Source organism: Niabella aurantiaca DSM 17617 (assembly GCF_000374125.1).
Classification (GTDB): Bacteria; Bacteroidota; Bacteroidia; order Chitinophagales; family Chitinophagaceae; genus Niabella; species Niabella aurantiaca.
On the sequence record NZ_KB893643.1, the window covers coordinates 20,821 to 35,047 of the forward strand.

General features: G+C 52.0%; 13 protein-coding genes. 10 read left to right on the forward strand and 3 right to left on the reverse strand.

Features of this window, described 5'->3' with window-relative positions:
- Positions 1 to 152: 152 nt before the first annotated feature.
- Together B160_RS0116485 and B160_RS0116490 are read right to left on the reverse strand one after the other, a co-directional pair.
- Complete coding sequence (locus B160_RS0116485; RefSeq protein WP_018629022.1) at positions 153 to 1,187, reverse strand: FecR domain-containing protein; 1,035 nt, start codon at positions 1,185 to 1,187, stop codon at positions 153 to 155.
- Between the two features lie 109 nt (positions 1,188 to 1,296).
- Positions 1,297 to 1,890, reverse strand: coding sequence for an RNA polymerase sigma factor (locus B160_RS0116490; protein ID WP_157558113.1), 594 nt, complete (start codon positions 1,888 to 1,890; stop codon positions 1,297 to 1,299).
- 270 nt (positions 1,891 to 2,160) lie between these two features.
- Here B160_RS0116490 and B160_RS0116495 point away from each other — a divergent pair, with 270 nt between their 5' ends.
- From B160_RS0116495 to B160_RS0116505, 3 genes are all read left to right on the forward strand, one after another.
- Positions 2,161 to 2,517 (forward strand): metalloregulator ArsR/SmtB family transcription factor, encoded by a 357-nt coding sequence (locus tag B160_RS0116495; RefSeq protein WP_040680016.1) that lies wholly within the window; start codon positions 2,161 to 2,163, stop codon positions 2,515 to 2,517.
- Entirely contained in the window at positions 2,489 to 2,980 is a 492-nt protein-coding gene (locus tag B160_RS0116500; protein WP_157558114.1) for an SRPBCC family protein, read from the forward strand. Before B160_RS0116495 ends, B160_RS0116500 begins: the two co-directional genes overlap by 29 nt.
- 95 nt (positions 2,981 to 3,075) lie before the next feature.
- A complete protein-coding gene (locus B160_RS0116505) occupies positions 3,076 to 3,852 on the forward strand; it encodes an alpha/beta fold hydrolase (protein WP_157558115.1) in 777 nt (258 codons plus the stop codon).
- Positions 3,853 to 3,910: 58 nt separating this feature from the next.
- On the opposite strand, the gene B160_RS0116510 is transcribed toward B160_RS0116505, so the two are convergent.
- On the reverse strand, positions 3,911 to 4,786 hold the full coding sequence (locus B160_RS0116510; RefSeq protein ID WP_169540093.1) for an AraC family transcriptional regulator: 876 nt from the start codon (positions 4,784 to 4,786) through the stop codon (positions 3,911 to 3,913).
- A gap of 287 nt (positions 4,787 to 5,073) precedes the next feature.
- Between B160_RS0116510 and B160_RS0116520 the strand changes: the two genes are divergently transcribed.
- The 7 genes from B160_RS0116520 to B160_RS0116550 are packed head-to-tail and all read left to right on the forward strand — an operon-like array spanning position 5,074 to position 14,112.
- Positions 5,074 to 5,847 carry an SDR family NAD(P)-dependent oxidoreductase gene (locus tag B160_RS0116520; RefSeq protein WP_018629029.1) on the forward strand — a complete coding sequence of 258 codons (774 nt, stop codon included), beginning with the start codon at positions 5,074 to 5,076 and terminating at the stop codon, positions 5,845 to 5,847.
- 16 nt (positions 5,848 to 5,863) lie between these two features.
- Positions 5,864 to 7,093: an enolase C-terminal domain-like protein gene (locus B160_RS0116525; RefSeq protein WP_018629030.1), complete on the forward strand. Its 1,230-nt coding sequence runs from the start codon at positions 5,864 to 5,866 to the stop codon at positions 7,091 to 7,093.
- The gene (locus B160_RS0116530) at positions 7,090 to 8,739 is read left to right on the forward strand and encodes a sodium:solute symporter (RefSeq protein WP_018629031.1); all 1,650 of its coding nucleotides are present in this window, start codon (positions 7,090 to 7,092) and stop codon (positions 8,737 to 8,739) included. Before B160_RS0116525 ends, B160_RS0116530 begins: the two co-directional genes overlap by 4 nt.
- Before the next feature lie 33 nt (positions 8,740 to 8,772).
- A complete protein-coding gene (locus B160_RS0116535) occupies positions 8,773 to 9,210 on the forward strand; it encodes an L-rhamnose mutarotase (protein ID WP_018629032.1) in 438 nt (145 codons plus the stop codon).
- Between the two features lie 8 nt (positions 9,211 to 9,218).
- Complete coding sequence (locus tag B160_RS0116540) at positions 9,219 to 10,724, forward strand: alpha-L-fucosidase (RefSeq protein ID WP_018629033.1); 1,506 nt, start codon at positions 9,219 to 9,221, stop codon at positions 10,722 to 10,724.
- A gap of 58 nt (positions 10,725 to 10,782) precedes the next feature.
- Positions 10,783 to 13,056 carry a glycosyl hydrolase family 95 catalytic domain-containing protein gene (locus tag B160_RS29395; protein WP_018629034.1) on the forward strand — a complete coding sequence of 758 codons (2,274 nt, stop codon included), beginning with the start codon at positions 10,783 to 10,785 and terminating at the stop codon, positions 13,054 to 13,056.
- A gap of 18 nt (positions 13,057 to 13,074) precedes the next feature.
- The gene (locus B160_RS0116550; RefSeq protein WP_018629035.1) at positions 13,075 to 14,112 is read left to right on the forward strand and encodes an alpha-L-fucosidase; all 1,038 of its coding nucleotides are present in this window, start codon (positions 13,075 to 13,077) and stop codon (positions 14,110 to 14,112) included.
- Positions 14,113 to 14,227 lie beyond the last annotated feature (115 nt).

The window sequence follows — 14,227 nt, forward strand, 5'->3', positions numbered from 1 at the left end:
TATGGCCGGGGATCACCCCTGGCAAAAAAAGATCCCGAAAGGCACTTTTTTTCATACCTTTAAACTGATTTAAATGTGAATAAAAGGATTTTAAATCGTGGCTGTATTAATTCGCAGTTAATACGGCCTTTTTATTGCTGTTTTTAATTTACTCATTTACAACCACCCCCTTCAATATCAATGGTGCTGATCCCACTCTTATGCCACCGGGCATTGGTGAGGGTACACAGTATCTCAAGACAATCGTTCAACGACTTATCTGTAAAGTCTGCCGTAAAACGGCAATGCCCGAGAGCAGGGTTCTCTATCCGGATATCCACCCCGTATTTACGGTGCATCAGTTGCGCAGCCGTGGCCCAGTTGTCATTTTTAAAAACCAGATCCTGTTTTGTCCAGTTGCCGACCGCTGCAGCATCTACATTTGTTTTAACGGAAGCCGCTGTTTCAATTTCCGGGAGGTTGTCCATTACCAATTGATTGCCTGGTGTCAGTTCAGCCAGGGGTTTTTCCGTAGCTGTTTCCTCTACCTTGACCCTGCCCCTGGCTACCGTTACCGCCAGCTTCCCTGCGGTTGTTTTTACATTGAATGCCGTACCTAGTACTTTGATGCTGTACTTACCGGAGTGCACTATAAAAGGCCGTCCCGCATCGTGGGCCACATCAAAAAAAGCCTCACCCGTAATATGGACCGATCTTGTCTTTCCCGTTATAAAAGACGGATCATAATGCAACCGGCTGTTTTTGCGTAAGGTTACTTCGGTTCCGTCTGGCAAGGCAACTACTTTGATATCCGTTTCTACCGGTGTGATCGTTTCCTCTACCGCCAAACCCTGCTTATCCTGTTCCGGCTTTATAGCAGACGGATATAAAAAATAACCCCATACAAGAAAAGCCACGATGGCCGCCGCAGCCCAATATGGCAAATAGCGTAATGGCCTCGGGGTGGGAATTTTATCCTGTTGCTGAATTTTATCGTGAAGTTTGCTGTAGATCCTGTTCCACTGTTCTTCATCAACCATAGCTTCAGGCTGTTTCCGACGCCAGGCATCGGCTATCCCGATAGACAACCGTTCCTCATCCGTGAGCTCGCTCATCAGCGACCAGAACTCATCCAGCTCCTGCGGCGTGCAGCTACCGGCTATGTATTTTTGAAAAAGCAGGTCGAGCCTGTAAGGGTTGGACGACATATACGATGATGGATTTGTATGTATAAAGACGCCCCATAGTATCAAACAGGACTATCCGCACACAATTTTTTTAAAAATAAATGGAAATAGGCCGCAGCGACCCGGTCCGTTACAATTTCTGAAACAGCAAGAGGAAGACCAGCCAGCAACTTTCGATCCGGAGTTTGTCTTTAAGCGGTTCCAGCGCCTTCATGGCTTGTACGATCGTGTTCTTGACAGTACTTTGTGATATATTGAGCCGCTGCGAGATCTCTTTATGCGATAGCCCTTCGATCCTACTCAGTATCAATATGTTCTTTCTTTGCGGTGATAGCGAGCGGAACAGCATTTCCGCCAGTTCCCTGGATTCAAGCACCGCGTGCGCGTCCGAAGCAGCCGCGGTATTTTTCTGATGCCGTTCAAAGCTTTCATGGATCTGCTGTTGTACTTTTTTCTCCCGTGAAGTTTTTCTCAAAAAGTCCAGCGCCTTTCTTTTACAAATCGTAAACAGAAAGGCATCCATATCGATCACTTCGGGCAAGCTGGCTCTTTTCTGCCAGATCCTCAGGAACACATCGATGGTGATCTCTTCTGCCGTTTCCGGTACTTTAACAAAGAGCAGCAGAAAGCCATAAACCTTTTCTTTATATTTTGAGAAGAACCGGCTAAAAGACGTCTCGTCGCCCTTCGACAAAAGTTTGTATAAGTTACCGTTATTTTCCATTTGACAAAACCAATCTGTAAGCTGTCCGCTTATTTTGGATGCTAAAAGTAAATAAAAAAATAAAGCTGCAACATGCAATCGATTGCGCCGCAGGTTCCTGCAGCGCCGGTCAACCGCAACATTTTCAATTACATTCCCCGCAGCAACTGCACATGCATCGGTGGGATACCGGATTTGCACTGATCCCTTTCCTTCGAATATGCTTGCGGTTAAAAAAAATTACGCAATTAAATAATTGCATTTATATTTGCAATCATTTAATTGCATATTATGATCATCAGACGAGACGTTTTCCAGGCCATTGCCGACCCCACCCGGCGGCAGATCATTGATCTTGTTGCAACCCGGCCGCTGCACCTGAATGCCATTGCAGAACAGTTTGATGTAAGCAGGCAGGCGGTATCCGTCCACGTGCGGATCCTTACCGAATGCGGCCTTCTGGTGATCACCCAAAAAGGGAGAGAGCGGTATTGTACGGCGCGTCTTGAAAAACTGCACGAAGTAGCTTCCTGGGTCACACAATACAAAGCTTTATGGGAAGGCAGGTTTGCGGCACTGGACAACTATTTACAAAATGAAAAATCAAAAAGAACAAGCCATGATAGCAAAAGAACCAAAAGAAAATAGTTCAGAAATGGTAGCGCTCACGCATGTATTCGATGCCGGATGGGAACGGGTCTTCAGTGCCTGGACGGATCCGGAGCAACTGGTACGATGGTATGCACCCGATGGCTGCTCCATCCGGTTTAAAAGCATCGATGTCCGGGAAGGAGGCTCCTTCCATTCCTGCGTTCAGGATCCTGTACACGGCGATTGCTGGTGCAAAGGCACCTACCTCGAGCTGAAAGCCCCGGAACGGCTGGTGTTTACCATGGTCGTCACCAATGAGCAGGGGGATGATCTGTCGCCGGAAGAAGCCGGCATGCCTGCCGACTGGCCGGTGCTTACAAAAGTGACCGTAACCTTTACCAGCCTGGGCAATAAGACAGAGATCCTTCTTCAGCAAACCGTTCCGGCCGCGCTTGCCCGGCAGACCGGTGCACTCCCCAGCTGGATCCGCATGTTCAACCGGCTCAATCAATTGTTATGAAAAAGGTACGCCTCCTGATCCTTCCGCTGATAGCCTGGTTTTTGCAAAACAACACTCTTTCCGCGGCTTCATTCCCCGATACAACCATATGCAACATGAAAATCAAAAACGGCTATGTAGACGTGAACGGCATAAAAATGTATTACGAGATCTATGGGCAGGGCGTGCCGCTGGTATTGATACATGGCGGCGGTTCTACTATCCAGACCAGCTTCGGACGCATCATTCCGCTACTGGCGCAGCACCGGCAGCTGATCTGTGTTGAGCTACAGGCCCACGGAAGAACAAGCGATCGGAACGCGCCGCTGTCTTTTGAACAGGATGCGGATGATGTGGCTGCATTGTTAACGATCCTGCGGGTGCCGCAGGCAGATCTCTTTGGCTTCAGCAACGGCGGAAATACCGCATTGCAGATAGCCATCCGGCATCCCAGGCTTTGCCGCAGGATCATTGCCGGCTCCGTACTGCTCAAACGCAACGGAGCCCCACCGCAGTTCTGGGAGTTTATGAAGAAGGGAACATTTGAGCAGATGCCCCTGCAATATAAAGAGGCATTTCTCCGCGTTACGCCGGATAGCGCTAAACTGCACAACCTGTTCCGGAAATGCAAGGACCGGGTGCTCCGGCTCACCGACTTCAGCGACGAGGCCATCCGGTCCATCCGGGCGCCGGTATTGCTGATCAATGGTAATGCCGATGTGGCCACGCCGGAGCATGTGGTTGCCCTGTCGAAACTGATCCCCCGGTGCAGCCTGGCGATCCTTCCCGGCGGGCACGGGGCCTATATCGGAGAGATCACAACCCTCCCGGCAGAACAGGCTTCCTATGCATCAACGGTGCTGCTTATGGAACAGTTCCTCGATAAAGAATAGCATCGCAATGAAAAACGGAACCAGGCATGAAGCTGCCGCGCCCTGGATAACCGGTTCTTTATTCGAGGACCTTTTTCCGGTATTCCCTGGGCGTCATTCTTTTCAGGGTCTTAAAAAAACGGTTAAAGTTAGAGATGCTGTTAAAACCGCATTCATAGGCCAGCGCTCCAATGGTATGATCGCCGGAGGTCATCATCCTGCAGGCATGACTGATGCGCACATCATTGACAAATTCCACAAAGGTCTTCTGGGTGCGGCTTTTAAAGAACCGGCAAAAAGCCTGCTTATTCATATGCACCAGGGCCGCGGCATCCTCTAACCGGATATCATCCCCAAAATGATCAAAAATATACCGGAAAACCTTATCTACCCGCTGGCTATCTTTTGCCTGATAGGTATTGGTATAGCCGTCTCCGGCCAGCAGCTCATATTCTTTTGAAGCAACCAGCTGTTCAATGATCCGCAGCAATGATACAAAACGGTTCAGCTCATCCTGCGTTGCCATGCCCAGCAGCAGTTGCCGGATCCGTTCTTTTTCGGAACCCGTAAACTTCATGCCCTGCTGCGACCTGTTCAGAACCCCTTCGAGTTTTACAGTACTCATGAACCTGGACAGCAATGCGATCAGCCTGTCCGGGTGAAAGAACAATGCCACCGACCGGGCATTGATCTTCCGGGCAGCCTCCCCGCTGAAATAACGGTTGTCGTTATGCCATACATGGGGAATGTCTGAACCCAGCAGGATCAGCTCATCGCCGGAAAAGTCCTCCACGCTGTCGCCCACAATGCGCTTGCCCTCGCTTTGCATCACATAAACCAGCTGGCATTCCCTGTGAAAATGAAACTCCGTGGAAAAAAAGGGCAGATCGAAGGACCGGAACGCATAGACCTCTCCCTTCAGATCTTCCATCACTTTTGCAAAAACAGGCTTCATATTAACCGCTTTTTGTTTCAATCGATCACTTTTTGCTAAAATAGTATAAAATCTGATCATTCTACCTTTAGGAAACCCGTTGCTCAAAAACTAATTTGCAATTGCATTTCTATCAGAAAAAAAATAGCATCATGATCAGGCTTGTCATAAAGTGCCCGTCCGGTAGCGGAGGTGCAGGGCATATAAAAACGTACAGCAACCACCGGCATTCAACCGGGCCCGCGGGCCGCTTCATGCAAAAATCCCTCCGCATTATTATTTCTTAACCCTGTCTGGCAAAATAAAAAATGTACCCGCTTCAAAATAAAATCATCTTTTTAACAGGCGCAGCAGATGGCATCGGCTGGGAATGCGCAAAAGCTTATGCCGGCGCAGGCGCCTCCGTATGTATTGCAGATGTGAACCCGGAGGGTGCTGACAAGCTGCAAGAGCTGAAGACCGGCGATCACCTCTTTATTACCTGCGACCTGACCCGGGAGCAGGAGGTGCAGCAGGCTATGGAAGCCGTGATCCAAAAATACGGCGCGCTGAACGCCCTGCACAATAATGCCGGAACAGCGCATCCCTCAAAACCCCTGCATACCACTACCGGTGCCGAATGGGAGCTTCTTATGAATGTGAACCTGCGCAGTATCTTTTATACCACCAGGTACGGCATCGGGCACCTGAAAGCCTCCAAAGGCTGTGTGCTCCACACAAGCTCTCTTGTGGGCAGTATCGGCCAGGAAAACCATGCGGCTTACACGGCAACCAAGGGTGCTATCAATGCGCTGACGAAATCAATGGCCCTGGATTATGCGCCCTGGGGTGTGCGGGTAAATGCCGTCGCTCCTGCCGCCATCAAAACGCCGATGCTGGAAGCCTGGAGCCGGGAGCAGCCCTATGCTGACCGGGTGCAGGAATACCTCGACCGTTTGCAGCCACTGGGCAAAATGCCCGGGGCCGATGTGATCGCCGACGCCTGCATCTTTTTAATGAGCGATGCCGCGCGTTTTATAACCGGTTGCATCCTGCCCGTTACCGGCGGGGCCGAATTGGGCTACCGGATATTACTTTCATGAACCACGCAACAAAATAATGATTCGAAAAATAAACATCCGGGATGCCCGGTATCAGCTGGAAAACGGGGCGGGCAGTGATGCCGTACACAAAGATCCGCAATACGCTTACGCCGTAACGGACCTGGAGGACGATGCAGGAAACCGGGGAACGGGCCTTGCCTTTACATTGGGGACAGGAAATGACCTGGTATGCGCGGCGGCGCGCTTCTATGCCGAAAAATTGACCGGCAGGGATATTGAGGAGCTGATGCCGGATTTTGGCAGCATGTTCCGCTTACTTTCCAACGAACAGCAATTCCGGTGGTTGGGGCCGCATAAAGGAGTCGTGCACCTGGGGCTGTGCTCGGTCACCAATGCCTGCTTCGATCTTTGGGCCAAAAAAAGACAGGTTCCTTTGTGGAAGCTGCTCATTGACCTGACACCAGAGCAGGTGGTGCAAACGCTGGACCTCTCCTACCTGGAAGATGTATTGACAAAGGAGGAAGCCATTGCCCTGCTCCGGGAGCAGGCGCTTACCAGGGATGCACGCATGCAGGTGCTGCAGAACGGATACCCGGGTTATGACACTTCGGTGGGCTGGTTCAATTACGACGACGAACAGGTGCGGACCAATTGCCGGAGGGCCATCGGCAACGGCTTCCGCGCGCTGAAGCTGAAAGTAGGCGCCGCAGATCCCGGCCGCGATATCCGGAGGGCCCATATTGTAAGACAGGAGGCCGGCGATACCGTAAAAGTGATGCTGGATGCAAATCAGCAGTGGACTCTGCCACAGGCTATTTCTGTTTGCCGGGAGCTGAAACAGATCGACCCCTACTGGATCGAAGAGCCTACCCATCCGGACGATATCATGGCGCATCAGGTACTGGCAAAAGAGATCGCCCCCGTAAAGCTTGCGCTGGGCGAGCATGTGGCCAACCGGATCGCATTTAAGAACTACCTGCAGGCGGGCTGCGCAGGATTCATCCAGGTGGATGCCGTGCGTGTGGGTGGGGTGAGCGAATTCATCACCGTGAGCCTGCTGGCGCGGAAATTTGGCGTACCGGTGGTGCCGCACGTAGGCGATATGGGGCAGCTGCACCAGCACCTGGTCCTGTTCAACCATATTGCCCTGGGACATGAAGCTTTGTTCCTGGAGCATATCCCGCACCTGAAACAGCATTTTGTGCATCCCGTAAAAATTGAAACCGGTGTGTATATCACCCCGCAGGAGCCGGGCAGCAGCTGCGATCTAAAACCTTTGCAATGATCGGAACATTCGATACCGTCCTTACTGCCGGCTACATCCTGCTGATCGTAACCATCGGGCTCTGGACCGGTACCCGGAACAGAAAAACCGGGTCCGGCACCTCACGCGATTATTTCCTGGCGGGTAAAACCCTGCGCTGGCCCATGATCGGCCTGGCTATCTTTGCCACGAATATCTCCTGCCTGCACCTGGTAAGCCTGGCGCAAAGCGGTTTCGACAGCGGTCTGCTTAACGGGAATTTCGAATGGATGGCAGCGTTTACGCTGATCCTGCTGGCGCTGTTCTTCATTCCTTTTTATATCCGCTCCGGCGTTACCACACTGCCGGACTTCCTTGAAAAAAGGTACAACCGGGCCTGCCGCAACTGGTTAGCGCTCATCTCCATCGTGTCTGCCGTCATCATTCACATTGCTTTTTCCTTCCTGGCCGGCGGCATCGTCCTCGAAACGCTCTTTGGCATCAATATGTATGTCAGCATCATCGTAATAGCGCTGCTTACCGGACTTTATACCATTGTTGGCGGGTTAAAGGCGGTGGTGGTCACCGAAACCATTCAAAGCGTCGTGCTCATTACCGGCGCACTGATCATCACTTTTTTTGCCTGGAACAAAATGGGCGGGTGGAACCAGATGGTTGCCGTCCTGGAGCAAACAGGAACATCTGACAAACTGAGCATGATACGACCGGCGGGCGATGCCAGCGGTATGAGCTGGATCGCTGTGTTTCTCGGATACCCGGTGCTGGGGATCTGGTACTGGTGTGCCGATCAAACCATTGTACAACGGGCCCTGGGCGCCCGGGATGAAAACCATGCCCGCGCAGGCGCCCTGTTCTGCGGGTTCATTAAAATACTGCCGGTATTCATCTTTGTGCTGCCCGGATTGTTTGCCTACACCCTGTACCACTCCGGGGCGCTGGACCTGAGCAGCCTCCTGCAACATGATGAAAAAGGCGGCCAGTTGCTCAATACCAAAGGCATTTACACTGTCATGATCACCAGCCTGGTTCCAACGGGGCTCATCGGCATACTGGTAGCGGCACTGCTGTCGGGTCTGATGAGTCAGATAGCCGGCGCCTTAAATTCGATCGCCACGCTGGCCAGTTTTGATCTTTACAAAAGGGTCCGGCCGGAGGCGGGCGATAAAACACTGGTGGCTGTAGGCCGGTGGACGGCCGGTGCCGCCCTGCTTGTATCCATTGCGCTGCTGCCGCTGCTCAATCAGTACCAGAGCTTATTTGAAGGCATCAACGATGTGATCGCGCATATCGCCCCACCCATCACGTGCGTATTCCTGCTGGGCATTTTTTGGGGAAAAGCTTCAGCCAAAGCCGCGCAATATACCCTGTGGACCGGCTCTTTACTGGGAGGAGCCGTTTTTATGGTCAATAAGCTCCTTCCGCAAAACCCCATCGGAAAGATCCCGTTTATGATGATGGCTTTCTATTTGTTTTGTACCTGCGTGCTCCTCCAGGTCATTCTTTCTTACGTGTACCCGGTACAGCATACTGAAGAAAGCCGCGCGCTTTACTGGAAATCATTCAAGGAGCCCCTGCAAAGCAAGGGCTGGCCGGGATTGGGTAATTACAAAGTACTTACACTATTATTGCTGTTCGTTATGACGGTCGTTTACTGGATCTTCCGGTAACCATAAAGGCCGGACGATCAAAAAAATCAAATCATGAAGCAAGGTCTATTTTTGTATTTTTCTGCCATGGTATTTTTCCTTTTCTTTTCCTGCAGCCAAAAACAGCCGCCTGCTAAGACCACTCCCCCAAAAGTACAGCGCTTTGGCATGGTAACAGGAATAAAGCCGGAAAAAATACCGTATTACAAACAATTACATGCTGCCGTATGGCCCGCAGTACGGAACAAGATAAAAGAATGCCATATTCAGCATTATTCGATCTATCTCAAGGAAGTGGATGGAAAGCCTTACCTGTTCAGCTATTTTGAATACACCGGTGATGATTTTGATGCGGATATGCAAAAGATGGCTGCTGACAGTGCTACCCGGCGCTGGTGGCGTGAAACGGACCCTGCACAGCGCCCGTTGCCGGATGCCGCCGCAAAAAAACAGATCTGGAGCCCGATGGAGGAAGTCTTTCACCTGCAATGAAATATAAGATGAAACACAAAACAATAAGCCTGCTGATACCGGTGCTGTTCGTTCTTTATACGGCATCCTTTGCCCAAACCCTGCTGCCATCTGCCAGACCCAATGCTGCACAGCAGGCGCTGATAAAAAGAGGCTACGGGATGTTCATCCATTTTGGCATCAATACCTTTGCCGACGTGGAGTGGTCTGACGGCACCCTGCCGGTTGAAAAATACCATCCCACCCAGCTCGATCCGGATCAATGGGTGCGGGTGGCCAAAGAGGCCGGCTTCCGGTATGTGCTGCTGATCACCAAACACCATGATGGTTTTTGTCTTTGGAACAGCAGGTACACGACCTATGATGTAGCCGCGTCTCCCGTTAAGACGGATATTGTAAAAGCGGTCTCAGATGCCTGCAAAAAATACGGGATACAGTTTGCCATCTACTATTCGCTCTGGGACCGGCATGCGCCTTCCTACAGGGAAAAAGATCCGCAGCGGTATATCAACTATATGCTGCATCAGCTGACGGAGCTGTTTACAGGCTATGGCCCCATCAGTGAGCTTTGGCTGGATGGCGGATGGGATCGCCGGCCGGAGCAATGGGGCATCGACCAGATCTATAAACTGGTAAAAAAATACAACCCCGCCTGTGCGGTAAGCGTTAACCATACGATCGTAAACGAAGAAGGAAAGAGAACCTTTACCCGTCCGTCCGACATGACGCAGGACAACCGTTATTATTTTCAATACTTTCCATCTGACTTCCGTCTTTGGGATCCGCAGCTTATAACGAAATTCGACAAAAAGCAATACCTCCACGAGGGCCGGTCCTATTACCTCCCTTTTGAACATACCCTCTGCATCAGCAAACGCTGGAACTGGTTCCAGAAATCGGAGCAACTGCCCGTGCGGGACCTCGATGAACTGGAAGAGCTGTTTTACTGGTGTACCGACAATGACAATGCACTGGTGGTGAACGTGCCCCCGGACAATACCGGCCGCATACGGGAGTACGAAGCCAATGCAGCGATAGCGCTGGGAAAGCGTTTGGGCTTATCGCCCCATAAACCGCTGCCCCGGAACGGCCGGTTCATTTCCTTTAACAGGCCGGCCAGCGCTACCAGTGCCTGGCCTGCAGAAAAGGACCGCTATGATGCATCCCATATCAACGATGGCAAGCTGGATGCGCGTTGGGCGTCGAAAGATACGCTGGCCAGCGTGGAGCTGGCGCTCGATCCCGCGGAGGCCTTTAATAAAATAACCATTTTTGAATACCAGGATGTAAAAGGGCTGTCTGATGGCTTTTCGCAGATACGCATTCCCCGCATCCGGAAATACAGCGTAGATCTGCTGCCGCCTTCCGGTGAATGGCAAACGGTGTACCTTAGCGACGAGCCGATGGGCGATTGCAAAGTGATCCGGTTTCCCAAAAACTACAGGGCCCGTAAGCTGCGTTTAAAGATCCTGGACGCTTCGGCACCTCCTTCCATCAACGAGATCTGCGTGATCCGGATGCCGGAAGGCCGGTAATGATGGAGGATCAGCCGTATGTTTTCAACAACAGGTCGCATCTTTTATTTTGTTTGTTATGATAAAAAAAATACTTTTTCTGCTGTTATTGCCTGCGGCCGTTGCAACGGCGCAGCCCAAACCGGAGCATGATCTCCGGTTCAACCACCTGGCCACGCGATGGGATGAAGCCATGCCCCTCGGCAATGGCATGCTCGGTGCCCTGGTATGGGAAAAGCAGGAGCGGTTGCGGCTTTCGCTGGACCGTGCCGATCTCTGGGACGAGCGGAAAGCGCTGGACCTTTCTTCACTCAATTTTAAATGGGTGGAAGAACAGGTGCTGAAAAAGGATTATGCACCCGTACAAAAACGGGGCGATCAGCCTTACGACCGGGTCCCCTATCCCACCAAGCTGCCGGCGGCTGCGATGGAATTTGATGTCCGCAGCCTGGGCAGGGTGGTTTCCAATACGCTGGATATCCGAACCGCATTGAATACCGTACAGTTTGAGAGCGGTGCCCGGTTCCGGTGCTATATACACGCTTCAAAAAACATCGGCTATTTCTCTTTTGAAGATCTTCCGGCAGCCCTGGGGCAACAGATCGGGGCGCTGGCACCCCGACTGATCGTTCACCGGTACAACAGTGGAAAAGGCCTGGTGAAAAATGATAACAGTCATGCGGGAGAAGGACTGGAAAAGCTGGGCTATGCAAAAGGGACCGTTCACCAAACTGCCACCACCATCCGGTACCGGCAGCCCACTTACGATGGACATTACTACGAAGTATGCATCCAATGGGAACAATTACCGGGCAATAAGCTGACCGGCAGCTGGGCAATCGAAAAAGACCGGCCTGCATCGCTTCCTGCGCTGAGCGCCACGGCAAAGGAGCCTGCCGGCTGGGCGAAGCACGTTGCCTGGTGGAAAAATTTCTGGAGCCAGTCTTCCGTTACGCTGCCCGATCCGCTCATCGAAAAACAATATTATCTGGAGCTGTACAAACTGGGAAGCGTTGCCCGGAAAGGAGCACCCGCCATCACCCTGCAAGCCGTATGGACGGCCGATAATGGCAGCCTGCCCCCCTGGAAAGGCGATTTCCACAACGACCTCAATACACAATTGAGTTACTGGCCGGCTTATACCGGTAACCACCTGGCCGAGGGCGCCACTTTTACCGACTGGCTTTGGAAGATCCGCCCGAAGAACCTGCAATACACCAAACAATATTTCCAGGTAGCCGGCCTTAATGTGCCCGGAGTGGTCACACTGAACGGAGACCCGATGGGCGGATGGATCCAGTACTCCCTTTCTCCAACCGTAGTGGCCTGGTGCGCCCAGCACTTTTACTGGCAGTGGAAATACTCGATGGATGCGCACTTCTTAAGATCGCAGGCATACACCTATATACACGAAGGCGCTACCTACCTGGAAAATATTACCCGGTTAGAGAACGGCATCCGGAAGCTGCCCCTGAGCTCCAGCCCCGAATACAATAATAACGACATCAGCGCCTGGTTCCTGGATTGGAGCAATTTCGACCTTTCACTTGCCCGGTTCTTGTTTGGCGCTGCAGGCGAAGTAGCGGAAGCCATGGGTAAGAAAGACGAAGCCCGGCACTGGTCGGCGATCTTAAAGCAATTACCGGATTACGAGGTCAATGAAACCGGCCTGACCGTTGCACCGGGAGAGAACCTGGATGAATCGCACCGGCATATGTCGCCCTACATGGCCATTTACCCGCTGGCCCTTCTGGATTATAACAAACCGCATGACCGCTCCATTATCGAACATTCTTTAAGCCGCATTGCAGCAAAAGGCACCCGTGCCTGGTGCGGCTATTCGTTCAGCTGGATGGCTTCGTTGTATGCCCGGGCTTACAAGGCCGACAGCGCGGTGAAACAATTGCAGATCTTTGCATCTAATTTTTGCTCACCCAACAGCTTTCACCTTAATGGCGATCAGAAAGGCGGTCAGTACTCGGGCTTCACCTACCGCCCGTTTACCCTTGAAGGTAATTTTGCTTTTGCACAGGGCGTGCATGAATTGCTGCTGCAAAGCCGCAACGGCTATATCCAGGTGTTTCCTGCTGTTCCGGAAAGCTGGCAGCAATGTTCCTTCCGGTCTTTACGAAGCGAGGGGGCCTTCCTTGTTTCTGCAGAAAAGAAAGACGGAGCAACCTATACCGTGGAAGTGCTTGCTGAAAAAGGCGGGCTGCTAAATATAAAATTGCCTGTCGGGAAGATGAAGGCAAGGGGTCCTCTTGCCACAACCGTTAAAACCGGGAAAGACGGGATCACCACCGTGCTGCTGAAAAAAGGACAAAAAATCAGGTTTACCACTAACCCCGCTTAAAAACAAACTTTATCCGCAATGAAAAAAACGATCCTTTTTTTGGCAATATTCCTGGCCGCGGCTGCCTCGGCGCAAAAAGCACTCCTTCCAGTACCTGCCACGAAGCCCAATCGCTACCAGCAACAGCAGATCGAACGCCGGTATGGCATGTTCCTGCATTTTGGGATCAACACCTTCCATGACGAGGAATGGACAGATGGCTCCAAGCCGGCCGTTTCCTATGCCCCCACAGCCATCGACGCGGAACAATGGATAAGGACCGCCCGGGATGCGGGCATGAAATACGTGATCCTGATCACCAAACACCACGATGGCTTCTGTCTTTGGGACAGCAAAGCAACCACCTATGACGTGGCCAGTTCCTCCAACCGTACCAATGTCGTTGCAGCGGTGGCGAAAGCCTGCAAAAAATACAATATCGGCCTGGGATTGTATTATTCCCTCTGGGACCGCAAACAAAACCCGGATACAAAAGATGCGTCGCTCGATGCAGCGTACAATGCCTATATGCTCCGGCAGCTCAATGAGCTGATGGACATTACCCGGCCATATACCCGCATTGTGGAGTTCTGGTTTGATGGCGGCTGGATGAAGGCCAATAACCGCTGGCCCATCGCGCAGCTTTACCAGGTCATCAAGCAACGCGAACCGCAATGCCAGGTGGGCATCAACTGGAGCATTGGAGCTCCGGGCGACCCCGATAAGCATGCGGTGCTGCCGGAGGATCAGAAGACCGGATACCCTATCCGCTATTTTCCCGGCGACTTCCGGCTCGGCGACCCCCACCTGCCCGCGGCAAACGATCCCAAACTTTTCGCACACAATGGTCAGCTGTATTATATGCCCTGGGAGTCTACGGTATGCATCAGTAAACGCTGGTTCTACAACACAAAAGACACCAGCTTCAAACCGGTTGATGAGCTGGAAAAGCTTTACCACACCGCCACGCGCAACAGCAATATCCTTATCCTTAACTGCCCGCCCAACAGGAAAGGCAAAATACGGCAGCGTGATATCGACATCCTGACGGAGCTGAGAAAAAGGCTAAAGATCTGATCACCCGGAGCTGTCCGGACGACAAACGAAGGCACTATTTCGCGCAGCGAAAAGGAGCGGCAGTCGTTATTTCTCGCGAAGCCGCCAATACACCCGTCAGGCGCTGTTCTTCTGC